Genomic DNA, 25,554 nt, shown 5'->3' with positions numbered 1-25,554 from the left:
ATCTATTGCCCCGCAGCGGCTCCCCGGCCCGCGTGGACCACGGCGAGGAAACCCTTCAGGTCCTCGATGAGCATGTCCTTGCCGTCCGGAGTTCCGCCGTCGTCATGATGGTGCAGCCAGTCCGCGACGAGCTCGAACATGCCGCCGATAGTCGCCAGTGCCAAGGCGAGCCGCGCCCGCTGCACCCCGGCATCGCTCGCGGGCTCGCCGGACCACTCCCGATCCAGGAAGGCCGCCGACCAGCGCCGGTTGCTGCGGCGGATCCGCTCGACCGTCGGCGAAATACCGCCCGCCTCACCGAAAGTCACCTTCGCCAAGCGCGGATCGTCTGCGATGGCGTGCACGAACGCCTCTAGCACCGGCGCGGCGCGCTGCGGCCAGGCCAGCTCGGCGGCCGCGGCGGCACCCGTGATCACCCGTTGCTGGATCTGCGCGGTGAGCTGTTGGAGCAGCGCGATGTAGCACGCTTCCTTGCTGTCGAAATGGTCGTAGAACCCTTTGGTTCCGACATACGCGCGCTGGCAGATCTGCTCGATCGATGTTCCCGAATAGCTGTGCTCGGCAAACAGTTCGGTGGCCGCGTCGAGCAGTTGATTGCGCCGCTGTGCGCTGCGCTGTTCGGCGTCGAGTCCACGGATCCGGCGGCGAGCCGGACCCTCGGCAGGCCGCGCGGCGGATTTGCTGCGGGTCATCCCTCGACCATAGCTCGGACAACTTCAACAAGGCATCTTGTTAACAACAGGATGCCGTGCTGTAATCGCTGTCACGTTGATGAGGAAGGACACATACGTGTCAGTGATCACTGAGGATCCGCCCCACCGCGCCCGCCGCGCGGTGGCCGTGCTGGTGACGATGGCGTTTGCCATCGCCACCGTGCTGCTCACCGGCATAGTCACTCCCACGCCGGCAGCCGCGATGCCCTTGCCGCACGAAGATTCGTTCTACCAACCTCCCGAGGGATTCGAAGCTCAGGAGCCAGGCACTGTGCTGCGGTCACGCGAGGTACATCTTGCCGCTCTGACCGTGCTGCCGATCAATGTTCGCGCCTGGCAATTGCTCTATCGCACAACCGATCTCGATGAAAAGCCGACCGCAGCCGTCACCACCGTCGTGCTGCCGGCGGGCGCGGACCCGAACCGGTCCCGGCCGCTGGTTTCACTGCAGTTCTACTACGACAGCGCCAGCCTCGACTGCGCGCCGTCGTTCGTGCTTCAGCAAGGTTCCGGCTTAGCCGGACTCGAGGGCATCCACTCGCAGAGCGAGTTGATCGGGATCGCCGCACTGATCAGTCAAGGCTGGGCGATTTCCCTGCCCGACTACGAGGGCGTCAACGGACACCTCACGGTTCCGAAGGAACCCGGCTACCTGACCCTCGACGGCATTCGTGCGGCCGAGAGGTTCCAACCACTCGGCTTGGACGGCGCGAATACGCCGGTCGCGATGTGGGGATACTCGGGCGGCGGCATGGGTTCCGGCTGGGCAGCCGAGATGCAGCCGACCTACGCACCCGAGCTGAATGTGAAGGGGGTTGCGCTCGGTGCACCGACATCGGACGTGGTGTCGCTGCTGCATGTCAACGGATCTATGTTCTCCAGCCTGATCGGCATCGGGATTTCCTCGCTGCGCAAGGCGATCCCGAAGTTCAAGGAGGCCGCGGATCGGTATCTGACCCCGGAGGGTCAGGCGCTGATGGATCGGACCGAGCGAACATGCCTGCCGCGCAACGCCCTCACCCAGATGTTCGTGGACTACGGGCGACTGCTGACCATTCCGATTCCCGACTTCCTCCAGGTTCCCGAGATCAAGGAGGTCTTCGAGTCGACGGTGCTCGGCCGCAACATCCCCACCGCACCGATCTTCCTGTACCAAGGCGTCTTCGACGAGGCGGTGCCGGTGTGGACCAATGACCGGCTGGATCAGCAGTGGTGTGCGGGCGGCGCGTCCGTCATCTACAAGCGCGACCATCTCAGCGAGCATCTGAGCCTGCCGTCGCTCGGCATGGCCGACACGCTCAACTGGCTGAAGTCGCGGCTCGCCCCGAACGCCCCCGACCAGTTCGGCTGCCGCACCGACAACGTGGTGTCCATGCTGGCCGACTTCAACGCCCTGCTCACGCAGATCGAGATCAACCTGAACGCCACGTTCGGCGCACTGGGATTCCCGATCGGCCCACGCGAGCGCTGAGTTCCACGCCTGCCTGGCCCTCGACCGGAACCCTGGTCGAGGGCCAGGCTCATGTTTCTGTGGGCGGGCTCGTCCGATCATGGGGCGATCCCCAGGACATGCAGGTACTGTCGGGCCTGGAAAATTTCACACCGCCAACGGGGGCTCGCACCAGCGGGCTGAGAGGACGGCTAGGGCCGTCGACCGTATGAACCTGACCGGGTAATGCCGGCGTAGGGAGGAACAACCATGGCTACTGCTACGTCCAGCGACGGCTCCGAGATCATCGATACCGTCACCACCGGACCCATCGAAGGCAGTGTCAAGCACTACACCGAGGTAGACGGGCTGCGCATTCCGGTCCGTCGGGTCAATCTGACGAACGGCGAGCATTTCGACGTCTACGACACCTCCGGCCCGTACACCGACGACACAGCCCAGATCGACCTGGAGTCGGGCCTACCGAAATTGCGCGATACCTGGACCAAGCCCGAGGTCGACAGCCCGCCGACCCAGTTGGCCTGGGCCAGGCAGGGCATCATCACACCCGAGATGCGCTTCATCGCCGCCCGCGAGGGTGTGACACCCGAGCTGGTGCGCGACGAGGTCGCCCTCGGTCGCGCGGTGATTCCCGCCAACCACAAGCATCCGGAGCTCGAGCCGACCATTATCGGCAAGAAGTTCCTGGTGAAGATCAACGCGAACATCGGCAACTCGGCGGTCTCGTCCTCGATCGCCGAGGAGGTCGAGAAGATGGTGTGGGCCACCCGTTGGGGCGCCGACACCATCATGGACCTGTCCACCGGCAAGAACATCCACGAAACCCGCGAGTGGATCCTGCGCAACTCGCCCGTGCCGGTCGGCACCGTGCCGATCTACCAGGCGCTGGAGAAGGTGAACGGCGATCCGACCCTGCTCACCTGGGAGATCTACCGCGACACCGTGATCGAGCAGTGCGAGCAGGGTGTGGACTACATGACCGTGCACGCGGGCGTGCTGCTGCGCTATGTGCCGCTGACCGCCAAGCGGGTCACCGGCATCGTCTCGCGCGGCGGATCCATCATGGCCGCTTGGTGTTTGGCGCATCATCAGGAATCGTTCCTGTACACCCACTTCGCGGAGCTGTGCGAGATCCTGGCCAAGTACGACGTGACCTTTTCCCTTGGTGACGGCCTGCGGCCCGGCTCCATCGCCGACGCCAACGACGAGGCGCAGTTCGCCGAGTTGCGCACCCTCGGCGAGCTGACGAAGATCGCGAAATCCCATGGCGTGCAGGTGATGATCGAGGGACCGGGGCACGTGCCGATGCACAAGATCGTGGAGAACGTGCGGCTCGAGGAGGAGCTGTGCGAGGAGGCACCGTTCTACACCCTCGGCCCGCTCGCCACCGATATCGCGCCGGCGTATGACCACATCACCTCGGCCATCGGCGCCGCGATCATCGCGCAGGCGGGCACGGCCATGCTGTGCTACGTCACCCCGAAGGAACATCTCGGGCTGCCCAATCGGGACGACGTCAAGGTCGGTGTGATCACCTACAAGATCGCCGCGCACGCCGCCGACCTGGCCAAGGGACACCCGCACGCGCAGGACCGGGACAACGAATTGTCCAAGGCGCGTTTCGAATTCCGCTGGCGCGATCAGTTCGCGCTGTCGCTGGATCCGGACACGGCAAGGGCGTACCACGACGAAACGCTGCCCGCCGAGCCCGCCAAGACCGCGCACTTCTGCTCCATGTGCGGGCCGAAGTTCTGCTCGATGCGCATCTCCGCGGACGTCCGCGAGTACGCCGCGCGCAACCAGCTCACCGACGTGGAAGCGATCGAGGCCGGGATGGCGGAGAAGTCCGCCGAGTTCGCCGACAGCGGCAACGCGGTCTATCTGCCGATCGTCACGTAGCCCCAGTTCGGCTGTCCAGCAACGAATCCGGTTCCCGCACCCCCATGCGTGCGGGAACCGGTCGTTTCAATCCCCGCGCATGATCTCGAGCAGTGACTCGAGCGGATCGGCGGGGACGACTTCCATCCGATCGCCGCTGCCGCGGATGGTTGCGGCGATATCGACGGTGATGCGGTTGCGCCACCAGTAGATCGAGCGGCTGACCGGCCTCGACTCGGCCTCCCCCGCAACCAGCAGCTGGGCGAGCAGGCTGGTGCCCGCGAAAACGGTCGGCCCGGTGATCGGGTGGACAAGCAGGTGGGTGTGGCCCGGGATGACGAGCAGCGCGCCCCATGGCCCTACCACCGGATAGTCGTCGAGCCAGCGCACGTGCGCGGTGACGAAATCGGAAGCACCGTAGAGCATGTGGATGTCGGCGTCGTCCATGCCATCGATCTCGGTGGCAAGCAGATCGAGCCCGCCGTCCGCCCTGGTGTTGCGCTCGGCGATCTCGAACAGATCGGATTCCGTTGCACCCCAACACTTCGCGTTGGTGTAGGTCACCGGCGTCACGATGTCGCCGAAGTCGATCAGCACCCGCTGCAGCAGCCCGGGCGCGACCAGTCGCCGCACATCGTTGATCAGTCCTTTCGTGCGCGCCGAGCAGAGCCTGGTCCGCAGCAGCGTGCGCACGGACTCCAGCCGAGACATATCGAGATGCCCGGCGGCCAGGTCGGCGATCTGCATATCCAATCGATCGCCGACAAGCGTTGCCCACAGCTGCCGTGGCGCGCGAGCGACCCGCCGCTCCAGCCGAGTACACGGGAGCACGATCCGACCGGCCCCTCGGCCCGAGAGCACGAATTCCCCGTCGGATTCCGCACACCCGTACCCATGCCGCACCGCAACCTCATTGACCAGCAATTTCAACAGACCCGAAGACGACTCGCGCATAACCCCTCGCTCTCGTCCGGCACCTACTCGACTCCAGTGTATCGAACATACGTTCGATAATGCAGGGGCGAACTCGCCGTTGCGGTCCCCGACTCCTAGAGCTATAGTACAAATGTCTAACACATTTGTACTATAGGTCGCATCGGCCTCTGCATCAGAACGAAGGGCCTGCCATGAAGGTCATTACTGTCACCCGCGCTACCACTGCCGCCCCGGAGGCGATCTGGGAATTGTTCGCCGACATCGCAGGCCGCACTCGCTGGGACGGCGCGCTGGAGTCGATAGCGGGCTCATTCAGATTGGGTGGGCGCGGTTCGGTGAAGCTCAAAGGGCAGCCCGAGCGCGCCTGGGAGATCATCGAATGCGTTCGCCCGGAGCGCTATACGGATCGATTCTTCCTCCCGCTTGGCGGGCAGATGGACTGGGTGCACCGCATCGAGGCCACTGGCGACGGATGTGCGGTCACGTTCGACATCAGCGTGGCAGGCCCGACCGCGATCATTTTGCGTCCGATCATGCGCGCGATCCTGTCGAAGGAACTGCCGCCGACCGTCGACAAGCTGGTCGCGTTGGCCGAGCGGCAGATGGCAGCTCGGCATTGACCGCCGAAAGCCCGAGATGCCGGATCAGGCCCTGCTGCCGCAATTCCGCCAAGGCGCCGTTGGTGCGGCACGCGGTGTGGCGACACAGGTGTCAGGTGCGTGTCAGGTCGGTGTCAGGCTGCCCAGCGACAGTGTGTACATCGAACAAACGGCACCGACACAGTGCCACAACAGATTTCGAGGAGTACACGACATGTCCAGCACCATCACCCTCACCGACCAGGACAAGAGCACCCTGCGGACCGCCGCCTACGGCGCCGTTGCGCTGATGGCCGCGGCGGGCGCACCGCACAAGGGCCTCACCCACGGCTCCAACGCCCTGACCTCGGCGACCGGACTGGTCGGGCATGTACTGTCCGCCAGGTCCAAAGATATTCACCTGCCGGGCAGGTCGGTCGCCGAACTTGCCGACACCGTACTGCCGAACCTGACCGCTGCCGTGCATCTGCTCGGTGAGCAGTACCCGGGCGAGGCCGACAACTTCCGCGACACCGTCCTCATCGCTATCGAATCCGCCGTCGCGCCCCGCAAGGGCGAGCCGAGCCCCGCTGTGGCCGCGATGGCTCGCAAGATCACTGCGGCCCTCGACGCATGACGAATGGGCCAGGCGGCCCACGCCGCGCCACAGGCTGAATCCGAATCGACACGCCAGCCCGAGGGCGGGGTGGCTCCGGGCCGCGGCGCTCGGTGCTGGAATGGCTATGCCATCCGGAATCTCCGCGGCAACGAATGCGTGGGTGTGTGGCGTAGCGGCCGGTTGGACCCGACCGCTACCGGACGCACACCCACTTCATCCGACGAGAGGGAAGATCTCTGTGCGCAAATTTGTTGGTACGCTCGCACTTTCGAGTGCTATCGCGTTGATCGTGACACCTATCGCGCACGCCGAATCTTCCGACGGCGACGCGAACGTCGCTGTATTCAAGGTGTCTCATATCGATGGTTCCGTTATCGCCGCCTATGACTGCACCAAGGGCGACACAGCGACCATCGAGGTCAAGGTTGCCTATGCTGGCGGCCCCGAACGCAGCGGGAAAATCGACAACCTGACATGCAGCGGGAAACCGACATTCACCACCATCGAGACCGATCTCGGCCCCGGTACGCATGGCAACAAGGTCAATAGCAAGATCAGCATCAAGGCCACGCCGCCCGAGGATGCCCTGGATTCCGACCTCGTTCTCAATGAATCGTTGGCTACGACTTCGGCCGACGGGACCGCGGGGTAGCCGGGAAGCAGGCCGCTCGGCGGCGATCAGCGACGCAGTCGAACCTCCGTGCGCCACAACCAGATCGATGCGATCAATGAGATCGCGGTGGCGCCGGTGAGCCACCAGAACGCCTGACGGAAACCGGCGTCGACGGGCAGGCCCGCAGCGGCTGATCGGTAGAGGACCACGGCGAGCAGTGCCGCGCCGATCGAACCGCCGACGCGCTGCAGGATGTTCACTGTCGACGCCGCATCGGAGAGTTGATCGCGGTGGACCGCGGCGTAGGCGGCGGCAACGACCGGGATGCCGGTCAACGCCGTGCCGATGCCGCGGGCCAGCAGCAGGATTTGGATTTCCACGATGTTCATCGACGCGTCGCCGAACGCGAACGGCACGGTTACCAGCACAGACAGCACGTTGCCGACCATGGCGACGACCCCGCCGCCGTACCGATCGGTCAACCGGCCCGCGATCGGCAGCGCGATGATGCCGCCGAAACCGAAGGTGGCGAGCGACATTCCGGTCACGATCAGGCTCTGCCCCTGCAGCAGCTGAAAGTACAACGGCAGCAACAGCATCGAGCCGAACAGCGAGGCACCATTGAAGAAGTTGGCCGCGTTGGCGGCGCTGAACACCGGGCTGCGGAACATGCTGACGTCCAACAGTTTCGGCCCGCGTCCGCGCATCGACCGCAGCACATACCCGGCCATCGCGACCGCACCGAGCAGCACCGGCAGACTCACCGTCGGCGCGAACAGCTCACCCCGACTGCCGAATTCGCCGAGGCCGTAGACCAGCAGCGACAGTCCGGCTCCGATCAGGGCGAAGCCGACGAAATCGAAGGTGCCCGCGTCCGATTTCTCGATGCGCGGCAGCACCCGCAGCGCCAGCACCAGCGCGACGAGACCCAACGGGATATTGATCAAAAACAGCCATTCCCACCGAAGTTGGGCCAGCATCACGCCGCCGACGGTCGGTCCGATGGCGGGCGCGGCAACCACCGCGATACCGACCACGCTCATCACCCGGCCCAGCCGATGCGGCCCGGCCACCTGCCCGATAATGGCCTGCCCCGCGGGCACCAGCACCCCGGCGGTCAACCCCTGCGCGATGCGTAATGCGACGAGCCACCCGACATTCGGCGCCAACGCGCACAACCCCGAGGTAATCGTGAAGCCGATGAGCGCCCCGATCCACACCCGATCCAGACCGAACCGCCTGCCGAGCCAGCCGACCAGCGGCAAGGTGACCGCGAGCGCGAGTAGGTAACCGCTGGCGATCCACTGCGCGCTATCGAGGGTGGCACCGAGATCAGTGGCGATGGTGTTGAGCCCGACGTTCACCAGCGAGGTGTCCAACATGCTCATTACCGCGCCGAAGACGAGGACGCCCGCGACCCGCCAGACCCCGGCGGGGATGGCGTCGAGTGCGGGCTCGGCGGCTGGCACCGCCGTTCGAGTATCCGACATGGACCCTCCGAAATTAGTAGAGTATTGAGATTGTGGAGGTTATCAACAATCTTGTTACTCAACAATAGATAAGATGTCGGAATGCCCGATGACCTCCTGCATCCCCGCAGCCTGCTCCGCTTCCCGACCTACGCCCTCGGCAAGCTGCACAAGGCCGTGCACGCCGAACTGGGCACGTCGCTGCGCGACCATTGGGTACTGACCTGCCTAGAGGAATTCGGCGAGCTGTCCCAGCAGCAGGTTTCCGAGACGCTCGGCATCGACCGCAGCGAGATGGTCCGGCTGATCGACGGCCTGGAGCAGGCAGGTCTGGTGATCCGGGTGCGCGATACCGACGACCGCCGCAAGTACCGGCTTACCGTGACGCAGGCAGGCAAGGCCCAGTGCGCGCAGACCAACAAACAGGTAGCACGTGCCACCGAACGAGTGCTCGGCCGTCTCGACGCGCAGGAGCGGCGCACCCTGCATCAGCTCGCGCTCAAGGCGATCGGCGAGGAGCCCGACGCGGCGGGCTGAGTCGACGGCCTTACTCGGGCTGAGCCAAGTCGAGGGCGTAATTCGCGGTGGAGCGCTGGTATCGCGGCAGATGCGAGGCGAGCGCGCTGAGGACCAGGGCGAATGCCTCGCGGTCGCGGCCGAGGGTGGACAGGCACAGCGCCAGGAACGCGCGGACGGCGTCGTCCAATTCGTCGGAGCGGGCGGCGAGTTCCTCGGTCAAGAGCTCGACACCCTCTTCGGCCTTACCGATATTTCGTAGCGAACTCGACAGCTGGATCGTGGCCTGCCGCCGCTGACTACCGTCGAGCCCGCGCGCCAGCGCCTCGCGGTACAGCGGAATCGCCTTGTCCGAGTGGCCCGTCGAATCCCAGGCGCCCGCCTGCTCGAAGGGGCCGAGTGGGTGGTCGCTCGGCAGCTCGGCGACCAGCGCGTCGATCACCGCGCGGAACTCGCCCGCATGGGCCTCGTCGTAGTCGTCGAAGGTGGCCCAGGCCGCGGCTACGCGCTCTTCCCAATCTTGGTTCACGCCGCCCACTTTCGCACAGATCCCCGGTGGTGACGGGACACCGTCAGTAGGACTGCAATTCGATCAGGGTGCCGTCGGGGTCACGCAGGTGGGCGGTACGCAGACCCGGACCCCACTGCTCCCGGTCGGTGGGCGCGGCGACCACGGTCGCGCCGTGCCGGACGCACAAGCCCAAGCCCGTGTCCACGTCTTCGACGCGACAGACGAACATGACCGCGTCCTGGGCCGGGGCGGATTGCGCAGGCAGCGCGGTAGTTCCGGCTACCTCGGCCATGGCGGCGCGGTCGAACAGGACCAGGACGGCTTGCTCGTCGACGTCCCAATTGGCATATGACCCCGCGGCGGTGCCCTTGATCAGCTCAGCGCCGATCAGGTCCGGCAGCACGGCGGCGTAGAAGGTGAAGCAGTCGGCGAAGCGGGTGACGAGCAGTCTGGGGTGCAAAGCGTCCACGATATCCTCCATTTAGTAGGTGCGGACCTATCATAGGTCAGGCCCTACAATGGGCCAATGGACGCTGAACGCGCATTGCCGCCCAGCCTGCTCGGGCTGGATATCTATCTACTGTCGCGGGTCGGCAAGGCGGCACGCGGCCGGTTCGCGGACAGACTGGCGGCGCGCGGACTTCGCCTGTGGCACATGGCGATACTCGCCGCCCTTGCCGACTTCGGGCCGCACGCCCAGCGTGATCTGGCCGAACGTCTCACCATCCACCCCAGCGATGTGGCCAAGATCGTCGACGAACTCGCTACCGCCGGGCAGGTCGAGCGCACGCGCGACGATAGCGATCGACGGCGGATGACCGTGCGCATCACCCGCACCGGCCGCACCGCACTGACCGCACTGAACAAGGAGGCGCACCAGGTCGGCGACGATCTCCTTGCGCCGCTGGACCCGAAGGAACGCGTCCAGCTGTCCGACTTGATGCGCCGCGTCTTCGACCACGCTTACCCACCCGCGTGACCGAGGCGCTAGTGCGAGCCGGTTACCCGGAAGCCTTTGGGGACCAACCACACTGCGACGATGGCGACGGTTGCGACGATGGCTGCGGACACGTACGCGGTAGTCGTGAGAGCTACATCGAAGGCGTGCCGAGCGGCGTCGAGCACTTGCTCGCCAGTCGCATTGTCCAGGCGCCCCGCCACTTCTACGGCACCGCCGATGGATTCCCTTGCCTCGTCCAGATTTTCGCCGCGCAGTGGCAGCCCGACCATGTTCTCGGTGAAAACGCGGCCGTGAATACTGCCCAGCAAGGCGACGCCGAGACCGATGCCCAGTTCATAGTTGGTTTCCGAGACCGCGCCTGCCTGCCCGGCGCGTTCGGGCGGCACCGCGGAGACCAGGACGGCGGCGGCCGCGGTGATCGCCAGGCCGTCGCCGAGGCCGAATGACGCGAGCACCAGTGCGACAACGGGATACGTGGTCGGCTCGGGGCTCAGCGCCAGCCCGAGGAAACCGATGGCCAGCGCACCGAGCCCGATGGCGAGCACGGCGCGAACGCCGATGTGCTGCATCAACCACGGGGTCGCCAGCGACGCGACCAGCAGGGTCAGCGCCGAGGGCAGCATGCGCAATCCCGCCTCGGACGGTGCGTAGCCGTGTACGTACTGCAGCCACAGCGAGATCAGGAACAGCGCGGCACCGATCGCGAGCATGGCGAGCAACGTGGCGAGCGCGGCGGCGGAGAAGGCGCCGTTGCGGAACAACCGCACATCGAGCAGCGGATCGGCGGCGGCGAGCTGGCGGCGGGCGAACCAGCCGAGCAGCAGCACACCGAGCGCCAGGATCACCCAGTCCACCGGATCGGGCGTGCCCTTGGCGACATGCTTGATGCCCCAGGCCAATCCGACGATGCCGGCAATGGACAGCGCGGCGGCCGGCCAATCGAGCGAACCCGATTGTGGCGCACGATATTCCGGCAGCAGCCAGGCGCCGACGGCCACGGTGAGCAGGACCACCGGCACGTTCAACCAGAACGCCGAGGCCCAGCCGAACCGCTCCACCAGCACGCCGCCGACGATCGGGCCGATGGTCGCGCCCGCACCCGCCACCGCGGCCCAGATGCCGATGGCGAGCGTGCGCTCCCGCACATCGGTGAAGATGTTCCTGATCAAGGACAAGGTCGACGGCATCACCATCGCGCCGCCGACGGCGAGCAGCACCCGCCCGGCGATCAGCTGCCACGCGCTATGCGACGTCGCCGCCACCACCGAGGCCACGCCGAAGAGCACGAAACCCATCAGGAACAGCAACTTTCGGCCGACCCGGTCACCGACCGCCCCGGTGGTGATCAGCAGGCCGCCGAGCACCAGTCCGTAGACGTCGATGATCCACAGCTGCTCGAGCTGGCCCACTCGCAGGTCGGCGATCAGCGACGGTAGCGCGACGTTCAGAATGGTGGCGTCCATCGCCACAAGCAGCAGGCTGGCGCACAGCACGGCGAGCATCATCCACCGCACGCCGCCCACCGTCGACGTGCCGCCAGCCGGACCAGGCACGCTCGTAGTCATCCCGCCTCCTCGCTCGCCCCAAGCCAGCATCCACCGCGCTCTAGCAAACACCAAGTAACCGCGCCGGTCGCTACCGACGGCTACTGGAGGGCTTGGTCGATCAGTAGCCGGGCGGCGCGGTCGGTGCGGTCGACCTCGCCGGTGATCAGGCGATCCTGGAGTATGCCGCGCAGGCCCGAAACAAGCAGTGTCGCAACAAGCTCCGGATCCTCGACAGCAGGCAATCCACGCAGCCCGTCGGCGAGCGAGTCGACGAAGGCCGCGATGGCGGTCTTGGCGTACTCGGCGTACGGGCTGTGCGCGGCACAAGACGCGCCGAGGACCTGCAACATCACCCGGACGCTGGTACGGCCTTCGCCGGAGGTGTTGGCTCGCCAGAATTCCCACAGTTGCCCGCGCAGCTCGGCGACATCGGCGACCTCGGAGAACAGCGCCGCGAGGTCGGGGCGCTGCGTGCCGAGCGCCTGGACCAGCAGCTCTTCCTTGGTGGTGAAGTAGTAGATCAGCATGCGCGAGCTGGTGCCGAGCTCGGCGGCGAGCGGCCGCAACGACAGCTCCGCGAGGCCGTGGTCGGCGATGTAGCGCACCACGGCGGCCAGCAGGTCGGCGCGTTTCGCGTGGTCTAGGGGGCGAGCCATGAGTTGACTGTAGCGACTGGTACAGGTATCCATGACATCGTGACTGTAACAATCGCTTCAGAAACTCGGGATTCCGTCGTCGTCACCGGCTACGCGGCCACCACCTCGCTCGCCGAGGACATGGATACGACCTGGTCGGAGCTGCTGCTCGGGCACAGCGGCATCGGCGTGCTCGCCGAGGACTTCGTCGCCGAGTACGACCTGCCGGTCCGCATCGGCGGGAAGCTGAAGTCACATCCCGGCGAGCGGTTGACCAGGATCGAACAGCGACGACTGTCCTATGTCGAGCAGCTGGCGCTGGTGCTCGGCCGCACGGTCTGGCAGCATGCCGGCGCTCCCGAGCTGGACGGCGAGCGGCTCGCGGTTGCCATCGGCACCGGGCTCGGCGGCGGGGACGCGCTGATCAACGCGGTCGACGCGATGCGGGCCGGCGGCTATCGGAAGGTGTCGCCGATGTCGGTGCCGATGGTGATGCCGAACGGCCCCGCCGCCACCGTCGGCCTCGAAATCGGCGCCAAGGCAGGCGTTTTCGCGCCTGTCTCGGCGTGCTCGTCCGGCTCGGAGGCGATCGCGCAGGCCTGGCGGCTGATCAGCACTGACGAGGCCGACGTCGTCGTCACGGGCGGCGTCGAGGGCCACATCCACGCGGTGCCCATCGCTAGCTTCGCCATGATGCGGGCGATGAGCACCCGCAACGACGAACCGGAGCGGGCGTCCCGGCCGTTCGATCGAGACCGGGACGGATTCGTCTTCGGCGAGGCGGGCGCACTGCTGGTGCTCGAATCGGAGCGGCACGCACGAGCCCGCGGCGCCGAGATCCACGGTCGGGTGCTCGGCGCGGGAATCACCTCCGACGCCTATCACATCGTCGCCTCGGAACCGGCGGGTGTCGGCGCGGCGCGGGCCATGCGTAAGGCGATACAGACTGCGGGACTTCAGGTTTCGGACATCCAGCACATCAACGCGCACGCGACGTCGACCTCGATCGGCGATGCGTCGGAGGCCAACGCGATCGCCGCCGTGGCACCACATGCCTCGATCTATGCCCCGAAATCCGCACTTGGCCACTCGATCGGCGCGGTGGGCGCCCTCGAATCGCTGGTCACCATGCTGACGCTGCGCGACCAAATCGTCCCGCCCACCTTAAATCTCGACAATCGCGACCCGGAGATCGACCTGGACATCGTCAGCGGCGTAGCACGCAAGCAGCGGATCGACTACGCGCTGAACAACTCGTTCGGCTTCGGCGGCCACAATGTGGCACTGGCCTTCGGCCGGGTTTAGCTCCGCCGACAGCACCGGCCGGAATCCGGCACCCGAAACCGTCGTCGCGGAATTCGTAGGCCGAACACCTCGCAGAACCCTGCTTCTCGCCTCCCGGGACCAGCGGTCAGGAGCGAGTCGAGATCTGCTGGACGGACCAGCCGTTGCCGTCGGGGTCGGTGAAGAAGAGAAAGCCGACATTGTCCAGCGGGTCGGCAACGTCGGACGGGTTCGCGCCGAGCACCTGGATGTCACCCACGTCGACCCCGCGAGATACCAACTCGGCGTGCGCCTTTCGGATATCGGGCACGACCAGTTGCAGGCCCTGCAGCGAGCCGGGCACCATTTTCGGGACGGCGCCCTCGCCGATCACGATGGAGCAGCCGGAGCCGGGCGGGGTGAGCTGCACGATGCGCATCCCCTCGCCGGGCACCACGTCGTGGTCGACGGCGAATCCCAGTTTTCGCGAGTAGAAATCCTTCGCCCGGTCGATGTCCGACACCGGGACGATCACTACCTCCAACGTCCAGTTCATCGCGAGTCCTTTCCCGACTGGGGTATTTCTACCAGCGCGAACCGCGTGGCGGGCGAATTCGCCTCCTCGGCGCGACGGCTCATTGCCGCCGCTCCCAGCGCCAGGCGAACTCGCCCGCCTTGGGCGGGGGGCCGGGCAGATCACCGTCCGCGGACAGGCCTGCGACCAGCATGGCCAGCACCCGGCGGCGCAACTGCGCCGTGCGGTCCGGGTCGGGCATCGAGATGGCCGCACACGATTCCAGGATGAGGCCGAGGTCCTCGGAGGTGACCCCCGGGCGTAGCCGGCCGGTGGCCTGCGCGCGGCGCACGATCTCGTCGTTCGCCGTGCCCGAGTGCCTGACCTCGGGCAGGATCGAGTCGTCCGGGGTGAAGGTGCCTGCCAGGTGCACCGTCAGCGAGTGCACGTCGGCGTCGACGACCCGCTCCAGGAAGCCGACCAGCCCCCGCCAGCCGTCCGAATCCGCCAGCGCGGCATCGGCTTCCGCGTTGTAGCGGCGCAGCCCGTCGTAACAGAGCGTGCGCAGTAGGACTTCTTTGCTCGGGTAGCGGCGATACAGCGCGCTGATCCCCACTCCCGCCCGCTCGGCGACGGCGGCGATGGGGGCATTGGCGTCGGCCAGGAACACGGCGCGCGCGGCATCGAGGATCAGCCCGTCGTTGCGGGCCGCCTGCGCCTTACGGCCGGGCAAGGCGCGCTGAGCTGGCGCATCGGGTGGTTTCGGCATGACTTCAGGATAACACTTGAAACGGAACGATCCGTTCTGCTACGGTTCGAACAGAACGAAGCATTCCGTTTCACAAGGAGAACGCCGTGAGCAGCATCAAGCCCTTCCAGATCAACATCCCGCAGGCCCAGCTCGACGACCTGTCCGACCGCCTGCGCCGCGCACTGTGGCCGAGCGAGCTGCCGGGCGTCGGCGACTCCTACGGCGTGCCCGGCGATCGGGTGCGCGCCCTCGCGCAGTACTGGCTGGAGAGCTTCGACTGGCGGGCGGTCGAGGCGAAGCTGAACGCCTACCCGCAGTTCACCACCGAGATCGATGGCGAGAACATCTACTTCCTGCACATCCGGTCGGACCGCGCGGACGCGCTGCCGGTGATCCTCACCCACGGCTGGCCCGGCTCGGTGCTCGAGTTCCTCGACCTCATCGAGTCGCTGACCGCGCCGGAGTCGGCCGAGGACGCCGCCTTCCACGTGGTGATTCCGGCCCTGCCCGGGATGGGCTTCTCCGGTCCGACGCACAGCACCGGATGGACCATGCGGCGCGTCGCCAAGGCCTGGATCGAGTTGATGGATCGGCTCGGCTACCAGCGCTTCGGCGCGATCGGCAACGACGGCGGCTCGATGGTCTCCCCGGAGATCGGTCGGATGGTGCCGGACCGCGTGGTGGGTGTCCATGTGACGCAGCTGTTTTCGTTCCCGTCCGGCGATCCGGCCGAGTTCGTCGACCTCTCGCCAGCGGATCTGGCGGCGCTGGCGCACCTGAAGTGGTTCCAGGACAACAAGATGGCCTTCAATATCCTGTGCAGCCAGCAGCCGCAGACGCTGGCCTACGCGCTCACCGACTCGCCGCTCGGCCTGTTGGGTTGGAACGCACAGCTTTTCGGCGAAAGCCTGGACGCCGAGTTCGTCATCGCCAACGTCGCCCTGTACTGGCTGACCGGCACCGCCGCGTCCTCGGTCCGGTTCTACTACGAGGAGGCGCACAGCACCGACCGCCCGGCCGGGCCGACCACGACCCCGACCGCGCTGGCCATGTTCAAGGGTGATTTCCAGTCGATCCGCCGGTTCGCCGAGCGGGATCACGGCAACATCGTCAGCTGGAATTCCTACGACGCGGGCTCGGTGATCGGCGGCCCGAACGACGCCGCGTGCCACTTCGCCGCGCACGAGGCGCCCGAGCTGCTGGTCGGCGACATCCGGCGCTTCTTCGCCAAGATCGGCTGAATTCGCCCACAGGGCCCGCACCCGCACGCCGGGTGCGGGCCATCGACCACTCGAGACAGTCTCTTATGTTATCGAGACTCAGAGCCATGGTTCGTCTCACTCCGCGCTGTTGTACTGGATTCACCACCAGCTCAACGGCTTTCACCAGAGGAGAGGAACACCATGAAGATCGCAGTCTTCGGAGCCACTAGCACGGTCGGTCGCCTGGTTGTCGCGCAGGCCATCGAGGAGGGGCACGAGGTAACCGCCTTCACCCGCGACGCGACGCGCCTCGCGCAGCGGCACGAGCGGCTGTACATCATGGAAGGTGATGTGCTCGATACCAATTCGGTCGGTCGCGCGCTCGTCGGCCAGGATGCCGTGCTCATCTCGCTTGGCGCGGGCCGCAAGGGCGTGATCCGGGCCGAGGGCACCCTCGCGGTGCTGGCGGCGATGGCCAGGACCGGGGTCAAGCGGTTGGTCGTGCAGACCACGCTTGGCGTCGGCGATAGCCGGGGCAACCTGAACTTCGTGTGGAAGTACCTGATGTTCGGGATGCTGCTGCGCCAAGCCTATGCCGATCACGTGCAGCAGGAGGCGTACGTGCTGGCCAGCGACCTGGACTGGACCATCGTGCGGCCGAGCGCGTTCACCGACGGCCCGCGCACCCGGGCCTTCCGGCGCGGTTTCCCCGCCGACGAGCGCGGCCTGTCGCTGAAGATCTCCCGCGCCGATGTCGCCGACTTCATGCTCGAGCAGCTGGACGACAATACCTATCTGTACCAAGCTCCTGGCATCTCCAACTGAGGCCGCGACACGTGCCCGCGTCGATCGGACCGCCGCGACCCACGCCCCGGAATCGCCGGGCATGGGTCGCGGTCGTCACGCGTGCTCGTGCGGCTCACCCCAGACCGGAAACGGGTCGGGGTACCGGGACCATTCGGCGGGGCCCTCGGCGAATTCCGCGTCGGTCAGCAGCGCGTTGTCGAGCAAGGCACGAACCTTGTCCCGATCGAGCTCGATGCCGATGAAGACGATCTCCTGTCCGGCAGGCACTTCCAGCGCCGACCACCACGCGGCGGGCTCGAAGACGAGATTGGGCCCGGCCTGCGACCAGATGGCCGCCAGGGTAGCCCGGCTGGCGATCCAGCAGAAACCCTTGCTGCGCAACAACCCTCGCAGTTCGCCGAGTGCCTCGGACAGGCGCTGCGGATGGAACGGCCGCGCCGCGATGTAGGTGAGGCTGCGGATGCCGTACTCCTCGGTCTCCGGCGTATGCCCGCCCGCCAGTTCCTCTTCCCAGCCCTCGGCCTCGGCGGCGACCACCGGGTTGTACCTACCGGTGCCGAGCACCTCGGCCAGGTCGACGACACCATTGGTCGTGCGCAGCACGTGCGCGCGCGGATTGAGCTTGCGCACAGTCGCTTCCACCGCCCCGGCCGCCGCCGCACCGACCAGGTCGGTCTTGTTCACCAGGAGCACATCGGCGAATTCCACCTGATCCACCAGCAGGTCGGCGATGGTGCGCGCATCCCCTTCGCCCGCTTGCAGATTCCGCTCGGCCAGCGCCTGCCCCTTGGCCACCTCGGCGAGGAAGGTGGACGCGTCGACCACCGTCACCATGGTGTCCAGTCGCGCGATGTCGCCGAGCTTGAACCCGTCTTCGAACTCCCAGTCGAAGGTCGCGGCCACCGGCATCGGCTCGGAGATGCCGGTCGACTCGATGACCAGCTGATCGAATCGGCCCTCGCGCGCCAGCCTGCCCACCGCCTCGATGAGGTCCTCGCGCAGCGTGCAGCAAATGCAGCCGTTGGTCAGCTCGACCAACTTCTCCTCGGTGCGGTCGAGCTGACCCTGGCCGGCGACGAGCGCGGCATCGATGTTGACCTCGCTCATGTCGTTGACGATGACCGCGACCCGGCGGCCCTCCCGGTTGGCGAGGATGTGGTTGAGCAGCGTCGTTTTGCCCGCACCGAGGAAACCGGACAGCACGGTGACGGGGAGCAGGTCGGAGGTCGGTGCGGTGATCATGCCTTAATGATAATGGTTTTCATTTGCTGCTAGCGCGGGGGTACCGGTTGCGCGTGGCAGCGCGGGCGAACGGTCGTAGGGTTTGTCTCGTGAAGCTGCTGCCATTGACCCCCGACGGGCAGACTCCCGTCCGGGTGCTCACCATTGCCGGGACCGACTCCGGTGGAGGCGCCGGAATCCAGGCCGATACGCGCACCATGGCCCTGTGCGGGGTACACGCCTGCGTGGCGGTCGCGGCGGTGACCGTGCAGAACTCGAAGGGAGTCAGCGACTTCCACGAGATTCCGCCGCACATCGTGGCCGGACAGGTGCGCGCCGTGGTGACCGATATCGGCGTCGGCGCGGTCAAGACCGGCATGCTGGCCTCCACCGCCATCATCGAGGCCGTCGTCGACGTCTGCCGGGAGGTGGGAATCGGCCGTGCTGGGCGGATTCCGTTGGTCGTCGATCCGGTCGCGGCCTCCATGCACGGCGACCCGCTGCTGCACGAGGAAGCCCTGGATGCGGTGCGGCACACGCTGTTTCCGCTGGCGACGGTGGTGACGCCGAACCTCGACGAGGTCAGGCTAATCACCGGCATCGACGTCACCGACGACGCGTCGGCCCGCCTGGCCGCACGGGCCCTGCACGCACTCGGCCCGCAGTGGGCAATCGTGAAGGGCGGGCACCTGCGGTCCTCGGAGTACAGCACCGACCTGCTTTTCGACGGCGATGAGTTCCTGGAGTTCACCGCGCCGCGGATCGGCACCACCAACGACCACGGCGGCGGGGACACCCTGGCCGCGGCGACCGCGTGCGCGCTGGCCAACGGCTACTCGGTGCCCGAGGCGGTGGAGTTCGCCAAGGAATGGACCTACCGCTGCCTTGCCGCCTCCTATGATCTCGGCGCGGGCCACGGCCCGGTGTCCCCGCTCTGGCGTTTACACAGCGACTGACCGTCGGAATCCGCCAATCCCCACTTCAAAGAACTTTCAGGGAACCGATTCTTGTCGGTAGGTGCTGAGACAATAGCGGTGTCGCACACGCGGTTGGCCGCAATGACGCAGCCGACTAGAACAGCGCGGTTCGGGTAGCTGCGACGACAACTTCAGTGCGGACCCAGGTCGGCGGATCCAGGCGTTATTCGCCGGAAAAGGCAAGGTGCAGTGGGAGATCAGTGTCGATGACGATGCCGTTGAGCCGGGCATTGGCCGCCGTGAGCGCGGCGATGGTTTCGGCGAGATAGGCGACGAACTTCTCGATCGGCATCGGCTGCGTCTTCAGCCGGTTCGCGCCGAGCCACCAGTCGGTGGCCGAGCCGACCGCGCCGAAGATCGAATAGATGACGAGTTCGACGCTGTCCACGTCGACCACCTTGTCGGCGGCCAGCTCCGCGAACAGGTCGGCGGCCCGCTTCGCCGACTGACGAGCGGATTGCAGCGCGCGTTCGGAATCGTCGGACTGCTGCGCGAAATGGCTGTGCAGCATGAAGCGGAAGACGTTGGGATGCGCCGACACCATCAGCGCGTACTCCGCCGCCCCGCGGCGCACCAGCTCGTGCGCCGAATCGTTGGTCAGGTCGACGCCGGAGATCAGCTGCTCCCACAGCATGTCGCGGACCCGATCGACGATGGCGTTGTATAGGTCGGTCTTGTCCTCGAAATGCCGGTACAGCTTGGGTTTTGCCGCGCCGGCCTCCTTGGCGATATCGCCCATGCTGACCTCGGGCCCGAATTTGTCCAGCGCGCGGAACGCCGCGTCGACGAACTCTTCGCGCACCTTCAGCCGATGCTCACGCCAGCGCTCCGTGCGTGCGTCGACGCGCTTACGTGGCACGTCGTCTGTTTTCCGGCCGCTGCGCATCACAATTCCGGATGCTACCTGCTACCAGCGGTACCGATGACCAGGACGAGGCGTTGACATCGGATGAGGCGTGGGACACACTCGGAAAATACACGGAACCGGTGGTATTGGGTACTTAGCATAGAGAGCCGGTGGGGACGATGACGTCCGCGATCCACACCCGCGTCCTGATCGTCGGCAGCGGGTTCTCCGGCCTCGGCATGGGCATCGCGCTCGATGAAGCGGGCATCGACGACTACCTCATCGTGGAGCAGGCCGACGAGATCGGCGGCACCTGGCGCGACAACACCTATCCCGGCTGCGCCTGCGATGTGCCGACCCACCTGTATTCGTATTCCTTTGAGCCACGCACGAATTGGCGACGGCTGTTCTCCGGTCAGCAGGAGATCTTCGACTATCTGAAGGACGTCGCCGACAAGTACCGGCTGCGCCCGCACATTCGCTTCCATCAGCTGATGGATCACGGGTACTGGGACGAGGGTGAGCGGCGCTGGCACGCGTTCGGCGCCGACGGTCAGGAGTATGTGGCGCAGTTCCTCGTGTCCGCGGTGGGGGCGCTGCACGTTCCGAGCGTTCCGGAGTTTCGCGGTAGCGCCGACTTCACCGGTCCGGCGTTTCACTCGGCGCGGTGGGAGCACGGCGTCGAACTCGCGGGCAAGCGCGTCGCCGTGATCGGAACCGGCGCCAGCGCAATCCAATTCGTGCCGGAGATCGTCGGCGACGTGGCGGAGCTCACGGTATTCCAGCGCACGCCGCCGTGGGTGCTGCCGCGTGCCGATGTGGAGTTCTCGGCGCGGTTCCGGCGTGCGCTCGGCCGGGTGCCTGGCCTGCGACTCGCACTGCGTAATGGGATCTACTGGGGTGCCGAGGTCGGCGGGTATGCGATGAACTGGCGACCCGTGCTGCTGAAGGTGCTCGAACGGGTCGGCAGGCGGCATATCGAGCGGCAGATCGCCGATCCCCTACTGCGGAAACAGGTTACGCCGGACTACCGGGCGGGGTGTAAGCGGCTGCTCGGCTCCGATACCTACTATCCGGCACTCGCCGATCCCAAGACCGAGCTGGTCACCGACCGCATCGATCATTTCAACTCGGACGGCGTCGTCACCGCCGACGGCGTGCAGCGCAAGTTCGATGTGATCATCTACGGCACCGGCTTTCACGTCATCGACTCGTTCAAAAATCTGCCGATGGTAGGTCTGCACGGCATCGACCTGACCGAGCGCTGGGACCGGGAAGGCGCGCAGGCGCACCGCGGGGTCACGGTCGCGGACATGCCCAACGCGTTCTTCCTGGTCGGCCCGAACACCGGCCTCGGCCACAACTCGATGATCTTCATGATCGAGGCGCAGATCCACTACGTGCTGCAGGCGATTCGGCAGGTGCGCGCGCAGGGCGCGGTCGCGCTGGCGCCACGACGCGCGGCGCAAGATCGATTCAATGCCCGGCTGCAAGACGGACTGGCGCGCTCGGTGTGGAACACCGGCGGCTGCCAGAGCTGGTATCTGGACGAGCACGGGAACAACCGCACGCTGTGGTCCGGGTTCACCTGGCGGTACTGGCTGCAGACCCGGCGGCTCGACCCCGCGGAATACGAATTCTTCAGTCCCGCACCGAGTTCGCCGACCCGACCGACTCTGGTCGTGGAAGACCGTCCGGCACAGACGTTTCCCACCGCCCTGACCAACGGCCGACCGATCCCAGCCCATGACCCCGAGGACGTTCAGTGAAGAACTTCAACGACAAAGTCGCCGTGATCACCGGGGCAGGCTCCGGCATCGGCCGGGGACTGGCCTTAGAGCTCGCCCGCCGCGGCGCCAAGCTGGCGCTGTCCGATATCAACACCGAGTCGGTCGCCGATACCGCGGGCCGCTGCGAAAAGCTCGGCGCCACCGCCATTCCGTACGAGTTGGACGTCGCGCACCGGGCGGCGGTGTACGCGCACGCCGCCGACGTACGCGGCGAGTTCGGGCGGGTGAACCTGGTCGTCAACAACGCGGGCGTCGCGCTCGGGGCCGACGTCGAAGACATGGAGTGGGACGACTTCGACTGGCTGATGAACATCAACTTCTGGGGCGTCGCGCACGGCACCAAGGCGTTCCTGCCCGATCTCATCGCGTCCGGCGACGGCCACATCGTCAACGTTTCCTCGGTGTTCGGCTTGGTCGGCGTGCCCTCCCAAAGCGCCTACAACGCGGCCAAATTCGCGGTGCGCGGGTTCACCGAGGCGCTGCGGCAGGAGATGCGGATCGCCCGGCATCCGGTCGGTGTCACCTGCGTGCACCCCGGCGGGGTGAAAACGAATATCGCGGTGAGCGCCCGCGGCATCCCCGACGACGTGGACATCGAGACGCTGCGCCGTGGCTGGGACGCGCTCACGCTGACCAGTCCGGATGCGGCGGCGAAGATCATTCTGCACGGCGTCGAGAAGAACAAGGCGCGCGTGCTGATCGGGCCCGATGCCAGGGTCTTCGACATGATCCCGCGCCTGCTCGGCCCGGCGTACGAGGACCTCGGTGTCCCGTTGTATCGGGCGGGCAAGCGGACGGCCGCGCGGTTCGGCATCGCGCTGTAGGCCTATCGCCGCCGGGCCGCGCGGGGTGGCACCGGCGGTGGCGGGATCAATCGGCCAGCGGTGGTGCGGGAGCCTGCCTGCTTGAGTCGCTCGAGCACCGGCGTGAGCTCGAAGCTGTGCACGCCGTCCAGGGTCGCCATCTTGGTGGTCACGTAGTGGTACAGGTCGTCGGCGGTGTCCGCGGTCAGCACGGCGAAGATGTTGAACGGCCCGGTAACCGCTGCGGCATAGGCTGTTTCGTCGTGCTCGGCAACGGCCCGGCCGACGGCGTCCAGCTGTGCCGGAGCGACGCGGAGCCAGAGAAATGCCGAGAGGCTGGATCCCAGTGCGGCAGGGGCGATGTCGAGATCGAAGTAGAGGATGCCCGCCGCCTGCAGAGCGGCGATCCGGCGCGCCACCCGGCCGATGCTCATGCCGGTGGCGCGGGCCAAGACCGAGAAGCTGGCGCGTCCGTCGCGGGCCAGCAGCTCCAGCAGTGCGCCGTCCTCGTCGCGCAGCCGCATATCCGATTCCGCGTAATCCGTTGCCGCCAAGCCCTTCTCGCCGGTCAGTACCGACTGCCTGCCACGCCAGTCGAGCACATCCGGCCCGACGAAGCGGTGCAGAATCATCGCCGCCGCGATGTCGTGCACCGGCGCGGTGCGCTGCAGCCGCTGCACCAGGAGGTCGTCGCGATCCTGTGGCGTGCGCGGGTGCAGCGAAAAGTTCACCTCGGCACCGGCCGCCGCGATACTGACCCAGGCGGCGTCGTCGCGGCGGGCCAGCGCTTCGGCCACCTGCCGCGCGCCATCCGGACGGCAGTGCACCCGGATGATCCAGTCGTTCTCGCCGACCGCGCGAGAGTCGACCGCACCGATCACCCGGACCACGCCGTCGCGGCGTAACCGCCGGTAGCGACGGGCGACGGTCTGCTCCGCGACGCCGAGTTCGGCGGCGACCCGGTTGAACGAGACGCGCGGGTCGAGCTGCAGTGCTTGCACGATCCGCGTATCAACGCCATCCAATGTGGAGTTTTTGCCCGTTTCAGTGGCGTCCATAAGGAGGAAATCTACGCCCGCCGCGCAGGAGGGCGACCATGCTCGCTCTTTCTCCGGATACTCGACGCCGTCTCACGCTCACGAATCTTCAGAGAGGACAACGGCTTTGCGTAAATGGCTGCCGCTGCTGACGGTGTGTCTCGGCACCTTCATGCTGCTGATCGACGTCACCATCGTGAACGTCGCACTACCTGACATGCGCAACGATCTGGACGCGTCGTTCAGCTCGCTGCAATGGGTGGTCGACGGGTACGCCCTCGCCATGGCGGCGCTCATGCTCGGGGCGGGCTCGATCGCCGACCTGGCCGGGCATCGACGGACCTATCTAGCCGGGTTGGTGCTGTTCGCGGTTTCCTCGCTGATCTGCGGCATCGCACCGAATCCGACCGTGCTCATCGCGGCGCGGGTGCTGCAGGGCATCGGCGCGACCACCATGGCGTGCACCACCTTCGCCCTGTTGAACAACTCGTACACCGGACGGGACCAGGGCACCGCGTACGGCGTCTGGGGTGCCGTCGCGGGCGCGTCCAGCGCCATCGGGCCGATCATCGGCGGCGTGCTCACCGATCTCGCGTCCTGGCGCTGGATCTTCTTCGTCAACCTGCCGGTCAGCGCGGTGGCGGTGGCACTGTGCCTGGTGGTGCTCGCCGATGTCGAGCGAACCCATCGCGGCCGGGTCGACGTAGCGGGCATGGCGTCGTTCACCGTCAGCGCCGCAGCGGCGACCTACGCGTTGATCCGGGCGAACGAACACGGGTGGTCGAATGCGGTCACCTGGTGGCTGCTGCTGGTCGCCGTGGCGGCACTGATCGTCTTCCTGATGGTCGAGCGGGCCTCGGCGCAGCCGATGCTCGATCTGGCGCTGCTGCGGGACCGCTCCTTCGTCGGGGTGCTCGTCGCCGCGGGCGCGTTGTTCTTCGGGGCGTTCGGTGCGCTGATGTACACCCAGATCTGGCTGCAGTCGGTGCTCGGATTGAGTGCGATCCAGGCCGGGGCGGTGGGGCTTCCGTTGTCCGTCATGGCATTTCTGGTGTCCGGCGGCATCGGGCGGTTTCTGCACGGCGAGCACCGCGGCCGGATCATCGCGGGCGGGCTCTTCGCGACCGGGATCGGTGGTGGGCTCGGCGCGCTACTCGTGCACGGCGGCGCAGGCTGGGTGGCGCTGGTTCCCGGCTTCCTGGCCGTCGGCCTCGGGGTCGGCTTGGCCACCGCGACGCTGAGTTCGGCGGCGATGGCGGCGGTGCCGTGGCAGCGGGCCGGGATGGCGACGGGGGCGGTGAATACCGCGCAGCAGTTGAGTTTCGCACTCGGGATAGCGACGCTGGGCAGCGTATTCACCGCGCGGGCCGCCGAGGTGCTCGCCGATCGTGGGGTGCCGGATGCGGACAGCACGGCGCGGGCGATCGGGAGCGGTCAGTCCGGGATGGTCGTGCAGCAGGTTCCGGCGGACGCGCGGGCCGTGCTCGACGAGGCGGTGCGCGCGGCGGCCGCGGCGGGTGTGCAGGGCACGCTCGCGGTCAGCGGCGTCGTCGCGCTACTCGGCAGCGCGCTCGTGCTGCTGTTGATGCGGCGGCGCGGCAGCCGGGTGGCGCACGTTATCGAAGAGGCGGAGATGCTCGCCTGATCTGCTCGGCCGGCCGCCCGCGGAGCAATCCGCTGAGCGAGGCACCATCGCCTCGCTCAGCGGCAAATCAGCGCTTTTTCGGATCGACGATGCTCTGCTCGGGGGCGGACTTCATCTTCTTGTCCGAGCGCTTTTCCTTGAGCGATTTCCCGGACTTCTTCGACATCGAGCTGCGCGGAGACTTGTCGGACAATCGTGGTCCTTTGCTCGGAGGACCTGAACGGTCCCGCTGCCCCGACCGTACGCTACGCCCGCCTGCACCAGTACCGAT

At 66.8% G+C, this 25,554-nt stretch carries 27 protein-coding genes and 1 riboswitch; of the genes, 14 read left to right on the top strand and 13 right to left on the bottom strand.

Translation table 11 applies throughout. The features are described 5' to 3' along the window. Positions 1-2 precede the first annotated feature (2 nt). The gene (locus ACIA8C_RS29790) at positions 3-692 is read right to left on the bottom strand and encodes a TetR/AcrR family transcriptional regulator (protein ID WP_397140403.1); all 690 of its coding nucleotides are present in this window, start codon (positions 690-692) and stop codon (positions 3-5) included. Between the two features lie 97 nt (positions 693-789). On the opposite strand from ACIA8C_RS29790, the gene ACIA8C_RS29785 reads away from it, so the two are divergent. Beyond that, positions 790-2,184 (top strand): lipase family protein, encoded by a 1,395-nt coding sequence (locus ACIA8C_RS29785; protein ID WP_397140401.1) that lies wholly within the window; start codon positions 790-792, stop codon positions 2,182-2,184. A gap of 127 nt (positions 2,185-2,311) precedes the next feature. Beyond that, positions 2,312-2,420, top strand: a riboswitch (TPP riboswitch). Beyond that, positions 2,413-4,062 (top strand): phosphomethylpyrimidine synthase ThiC, encoded by a 1,650-nt coding sequence (thiC, locus tag ACIA8C_RS29780; RefSeq protein WP_397140399.1) that lies wholly within the window; start codon positions 2,413-2,415, stop codon positions 4,060-4,062. (Overlaps the previous riboswitch by 8 nt.) Before the next feature lie 66 nt (positions 4,063-4,128). Here thiC and ACIA8C_RS29775 read toward each other — a convergent pair whose 3' ends face one another. Continuing rightward, entirely contained in the window at positions 4,129-4,995 is an 867-nt protein-coding gene (locus ACIA8C_RS29775; RefSeq protein WP_397140397.1) for a hypothetical protein, read from the bottom strand. Between the two features lie 173 nt (positions 4,996-5,168). On the opposite strand from ACIA8C_RS29775, the gene ACIA8C_RS29770 reads away from it, so the two are divergent. The 3 genes from ACIA8C_RS29770 to ACIA8C_RS29760 all read left to right on the top strand — a co-directional run bounded on the left by ACIA8C_RS29770 (position 5,169) and on the right by ACIA8C_RS29760 (position 6,826). Then, positions 5,169-5,597, top strand: a complete 429-nt coding sequence (locus tag ACIA8C_RS29770) for an SRPBCC family protein (RefSeq protein ID WP_397140395.1) — start codon at positions 5,169-5,171, stop codon at positions 5,595-5,597. A gap of 193 nt (positions 5,598-5,790) precedes the next feature. After that, complete coding sequence (locus ACIA8C_RS29765) at positions 5,791-6,192, top strand: hypothetical protein (RefSeq protein ID WP_397140393.1); 402 nt, start codon at positions 5,791-5,793, stop codon at positions 6,190-6,192. A 220-nt stretch (positions 6,193-6,412) separates the two neighbouring features. Continuing rightward, the gene (locus tag ACIA8C_RS29760) at positions 6,413-6,826 is read left to right on the top strand and encodes a hypothetical protein (RefSeq protein ID WP_397140391.1); all 414 of its coding nucleotides are present in this window, start codon (positions 6,413-6,415) and stop codon (positions 6,824-6,826) included. A 26-nt stretch (positions 6,827-6,852) separates the two neighbouring features. Here ACIA8C_RS29760 and ACIA8C_RS29755 read toward each other — a convergent pair whose 3' ends face one another. Beyond that, positions 6,853-8,277, bottom strand: coding sequence for a DHA2 family efflux MFS transporter permease subunit (locus ACIA8C_RS29755; RefSeq protein ID WP_397140389.1), 1,425 nt, complete (start codon positions 8,275-8,277; stop codon positions 6,853-6,855). Positions 8,278-8,358: 81 nt separating this feature from the next. Here ACIA8C_RS29755 and ACIA8C_RS29750 point away from each other — a divergent pair, with 81 nt between their 5' ends. Beyond that, positions 8,359-8,793: a MarR family winged helix-turn-helix transcriptional regulator gene (locus ACIA8C_RS29750; protein ID WP_397140387.1), complete on the top strand. Its 435-nt coding sequence runs from the start codon at positions 8,359-8,361 to the stop codon at positions 8,791-8,793. A gap of 10 nt (positions 8,794-8,803) precedes the next feature. Here ACIA8C_RS29750 and ACIA8C_RS29745 read toward each other — a convergent pair whose 3' ends face one another. Then, positions 8,804-9,301, bottom strand: coding sequence for a tetratricopeptide repeat protein (locus tag ACIA8C_RS29745; protein ID WP_397140385.1), 498 nt, complete (start codon positions 9,299-9,301; stop codon positions 8,804-8,806). A 43-nt stretch (positions 9,302-9,344) separates the two neighbouring features. Continuing rightward, the gene (locus ACIA8C_RS29740) at positions 9,345-9,752 is read right to left on the bottom strand and encodes a VOC family protein (protein ID WP_397140384.1); all 408 of its coding nucleotides are present in this window, start codon (positions 9,750-9,752) and stop codon (positions 9,345-9,347) included. 57 nt (positions 9,753-9,809) lie between these two features. On the opposite strand from ACIA8C_RS29740, the gene ACIA8C_RS29735 reads away from it, so the two are divergent. Continuing rightward, entirely contained in the window at positions 9,810-10,262 is a 453-nt protein-coding gene (locus ACIA8C_RS29735) for a MarR family winged helix-turn-helix transcriptional regulator (RefSeq protein WP_397140381.1), read from the top strand. Between the two features lie 8 nt (positions 10,263-10,270). Here ACIA8C_RS29735 and ACIA8C_RS29730 read toward each other — a convergent pair whose 3' ends face one another. Together ACIA8C_RS29730 and ACIA8C_RS29725 are read right to left on the bottom strand one after the other, a co-directional pair. Continuing rightward, the gene (locus ACIA8C_RS29730; RefSeq protein WP_397140379.1) at positions 10,271-11,809 is read right to left on the bottom strand and encodes an MFS transporter; all 1,539 of its coding nucleotides are present in this window, start codon (positions 11,807-11,809) and stop codon (positions 10,271-10,273) included. A gap of 80 nt (positions 11,810-11,889) precedes the next feature. Continuing rightward, on the bottom strand, positions 11,890-12,447 hold the full coding sequence (locus ACIA8C_RS29725; RefSeq protein WP_397140377.1) for a TetR/AcrR family transcriptional regulator: 558 nt from the start codon (positions 12,445-12,447) through the stop codon (positions 11,890-11,892). Between the two features lie 39 nt (positions 12,448-12,486). Between ACIA8C_RS29725 and ACIA8C_RS29720 the strand changes: the two genes are divergently transcribed. Further along, the gene (locus ACIA8C_RS29720; protein ID WP_397140374.1) at positions 12,487-13,731 is read left to right on the top strand and encodes a KasA/KasB family beta-ketoacyl-ACP synthase; all 1,245 of its coding nucleotides are present in this window, start codon (positions 12,487-12,489) and stop codon (positions 13,729-13,731) included. A 106-nt stretch (positions 13,732-13,837) separates the two neighbouring features. Here the strand turns inward: ACIA8C_RS29720 and ACIA8C_RS29715 are convergent, their stop codons facing one another. Both ACIA8C_RS29715 and ACIA8C_RS29710 read right to left on the bottom strand, forming a co-directional pair. Further along, positions 13,838-14,245 (bottom strand): VOC family protein, encoded by a 408-nt coding sequence (locus ACIA8C_RS29715; RefSeq protein WP_397140372.1) that lies wholly within the window; start codon positions 14,243-14,245, stop codon positions 13,838-13,840. Between the two features lie 79 nt (positions 14,246-14,324). Continuing rightward, positions 14,325-14,972 (bottom strand): TetR/AcrR family transcriptional regulator, encoded by a 648-nt coding sequence (locus ACIA8C_RS29710; RefSeq protein WP_397140370.1) that lies wholly within the window; start codon positions 14,970-14,972, stop codon positions 14,325-14,327. An 86-nt stretch (positions 14,973-15,058) separates the two neighbouring features. On the opposite strand from ACIA8C_RS29710, the gene ACIA8C_RS29705 reads away from it, so the two are divergent. Then, complete coding sequence (locus ACIA8C_RS29705) at positions 15,059-16,195, top strand: epoxide hydrolase family protein (protein ID WP_397140368.1); 1,137 nt, start codon at positions 15,059-15,061, stop codon at positions 16,193-16,195. A gap of 162 nt (positions 16,196-16,357) precedes the next feature. After that, positions 16,358-16,981: an NAD(P)-dependent oxidoreductase gene (locus ACIA8C_RS29700; protein WP_397140366.1), complete on the top strand. Its 624-nt coding sequence runs from the start codon at positions 16,358-16,360 to the stop codon at positions 16,979-16,981. A 75-nt stretch (positions 16,982-17,056) separates the two neighbouring features. Here ACIA8C_RS29700 and ACIA8C_RS29695 read toward each other — a convergent pair whose 3' ends face one another. Continuing rightward, positions 17,057-18,205 carry a GTP-binding protein gene (locus tag ACIA8C_RS29695; protein WP_397140363.1) on the bottom strand — a complete coding sequence of 383 codons (1,149 nt, stop codon included), beginning with the start codon at positions 18,203-18,205 and terminating at the stop codon, positions 17,057-17,059. 89 nt (positions 18,206-18,294) lie between these two features. Between ACIA8C_RS29695 and thiD the strand changes: the two genes are divergently transcribed. Further along, on the top strand, positions 18,295-19,140 hold the full coding sequence (thiD, locus tag ACIA8C_RS29690) for a bifunctional hydroxymethylpyrimidine kinase/phosphomethylpyrimidine kinase (protein ID WP_397140361.1): 846 nt from the start codon (positions 18,295-18,297) through the stop codon (positions 19,138-19,140). 184 nt (positions 19,141-19,324) lie between these two features. Here thiD and ACIA8C_RS29685 read toward each other — a convergent pair whose 3' ends face one another. Next, on the bottom strand, positions 19,325-20,047 hold the full coding sequence (locus tag ACIA8C_RS29685; protein ID WP_397140846.1) for a TetR/AcrR family transcriptional regulator: 723 nt from the start codon (positions 20,045-20,047) through the stop codon (positions 19,325-19,327). A gap of 140 nt (positions 20,048-20,187) precedes the next feature. Here ACIA8C_RS29685 and ACIA8C_RS29680 point away from each other — a divergent pair, with 140 nt between their 5' ends. Together ACIA8C_RS29680 and ACIA8C_RS29675 are read left to right on the top strand one after the other, a co-directional pair. Beyond that, positions 20,188-21,777: a flavin-containing monooxygenase gene (locus tag ACIA8C_RS29680; protein WP_397140358.1), complete on the top strand. Its 1,590-nt coding sequence runs from the start codon at positions 20,188-20,190 to the stop codon at positions 21,775-21,777. Then, positions 21,774-22,622 carry an SDR family NAD(P)-dependent oxidoreductase gene (locus ACIA8C_RS29675; RefSeq protein WP_397140356.1) on the top strand — a complete coding sequence of 283 codons (849 nt, stop codon included), beginning with the start codon at positions 21,774-21,776 and terminating at the stop codon, positions 22,620-22,622. Before ACIA8C_RS29680 ends, ACIA8C_RS29675 begins: the two co-directional genes overlap by 4 nt. A gap of 2 nt (positions 22,623-22,624) precedes the next feature. Here the strand turns inward: ACIA8C_RS29675 and ACIA8C_RS29670 are convergent, their stop codons facing one another. Then, complete coding sequence (locus ACIA8C_RS29670; RefSeq protein WP_397140353.1) at positions 22,625-23,659, bottom strand: Lrp/AsnC family transcriptional regulator; 1,035 nt, start codon at positions 23,657-23,659, stop codon at positions 22,625-22,627. 106 nt (positions 23,660-23,765) lie between these two features. Between ACIA8C_RS29670 and ACIA8C_RS29665 the strand changes: the two genes are divergently transcribed. Further along, positions 23,766-25,283 carry an MFS transporter gene (locus tag ACIA8C_RS29665; protein WP_397140351.1) on the top strand — a complete coding sequence of 506 codons (1,518 nt, stop codon included), beginning with the start codon at positions 23,766-23,768 and terminating at the stop codon, positions 25,281-25,283. A gap of 67 nt (positions 25,284-25,350) precedes the next feature. Here the strand turns inward: ACIA8C_RS29665 and ACIA8C_RS29660 are convergent, their stop codons facing one another. Further along, positions 25,351-25,476 carry a hypothetical protein gene (locus ACIA8C_RS29660; RefSeq protein WP_397140348.1) on the bottom strand — a complete coding sequence of 42 codons (126 nt, stop codon included), beginning with the start codon at positions 25,474-25,476 and terminating at the stop codon, positions 25,351-25,353. Positions 25,477-25,554: the final 78 nt, after the last annotated feature.

The sequence above is a fragment of the Nocardia sp. NPDC051321 genome (assembly GCF_044455225.1).
Classification (GTDB): domain Bacteria; phylum Actinomycetota; class Actinomycetes; order Mycobacteriales; family Mycobacteriaceae; genus Nocardia.
The sequence above is the reverse complement of the archived record's forward strand: the minus strand, read 5'-3'. Positions and strand labels throughout refer to the sequence as shown.

Bases quoted from the DNA above. Each gene is read 5' to 3' on its own strand.
- ACIA8C_RS29670 (WP_397140353.1), bottom strand. From the start codon at position 23,659: ATGGACGCCACTGAAACGGGCAAAAACTCCACATTGGATGGCGTTGAT.
- ACIA8C_RS29710 (WP_397140370.1), bottom strand. From the start codon at position 14,972: ATGCCGAAACCACCCGATGCGCCAGCTCAGCGCGCCTTGCCCGGCCGT.
- ACIA8C_RS29680 (WP_397140358.1), top strand. From the start codon at position 20,188: ATGACGTCCGCGATCCACACCCGCGTCCTGATCGTCGGCAGCGGGTTC.
- ACIA8C_RS29730 (WP_397140379.1), bottom strand. From the start codon at position 11,809: ATGACTACGAGCGTGCCTGGTCCGGCTGGCGGCACGTCGACGGTGGGC.
- ACIA8C_RS29765 (WP_397140393.1), top strand. From the start codon at position 5,791: ATGTCCAGCACCATCACCCTCACCGACCAGGACAAGAGCACCCTGCGG.
- ACIA8C_RS29770 (WP_397140395.1), top strand. From the start codon at position 5,169: ATGAAGGTCATTACTGTCACCCGCGCTACCACTGCCGCCCCGGAGGCG.
- ACIA8C_RS29700 (WP_397140366.1), top strand. From the start codon at position 16,358: ATGAAGATCGCAGTCTTCGGAGCCACTAGCACGGTCGGTCGCCTGGTT.
- ACIA8C_RS29695 (WP_397140363.1), bottom strand. From the start codon at position 18,205: ATGATCACCGCACCGACCTCCGACCTGCTCCCCGTCACCGTGCTGTCC.
- thiC (WP_397140399.1), top strand. From the start codon at position 2,413: ATGGCTACTGCTACGTCCAGCGACGGCTCCGAGATCATCGATACCGTC.
- ACIA8C_RS29750 (WP_397140387.1), top strand. From the start codon at position 8,359: ATGCCCGATGACCTCCTGCATCCCCGCAGCCTGCTCCGCTTCCCGACC.
- ACIA8C_RS29735 (WP_397140381.1), top strand. From the start codon at position 9,810: ATGGACGCTGAACGCGCATTGCCGCCCAGCCTGCTCGGGCTGGATATC.
- ACIA8C_RS29725 (WP_397140377.1), bottom strand. From the start codon at position 12,447: ATGGCTCGCCCCCTAGACCACGCGAAACGCGCCGACCTGCTGGCCGCC.
- ACIA8C_RS29685 (WP_397140846.1), bottom strand. From the start codon at position 20,047: ATGCGCAGCGGCCGGAAAACAGACGACGTGCCACGTAAGCGCGTCGAC.
- ACIA8C_RS29715 (WP_397140372.1), bottom strand. From the start codon at position 14,245: ATGAACTGGACGTTGGAGGTAGTGATCGTCCCGGTGTCGGACATCGAC.
- ACIA8C_RS29775 (WP_397140397.1), bottom strand. From the start codon at position 4,995: ATGCGCGAGTCGTCTTCGGGTCTGTTGAAATTGCTGGTCAATGAGGTT.
- ACIA8C_RS29790 (WP_397140403.1), bottom strand. From the start codon at position 692: ATGACCCGCAGCAAATCCGCCGCGCGGCCTGCCGAGGGTCCGGCTCGC.
- ACIA8C_RS29755 (WP_397140389.1), bottom strand. From the start codon at position 8,277: ATGTCGGATACTCGAACGGCGGTGCCAGCCGCCGAGCCCGCACTCGAC.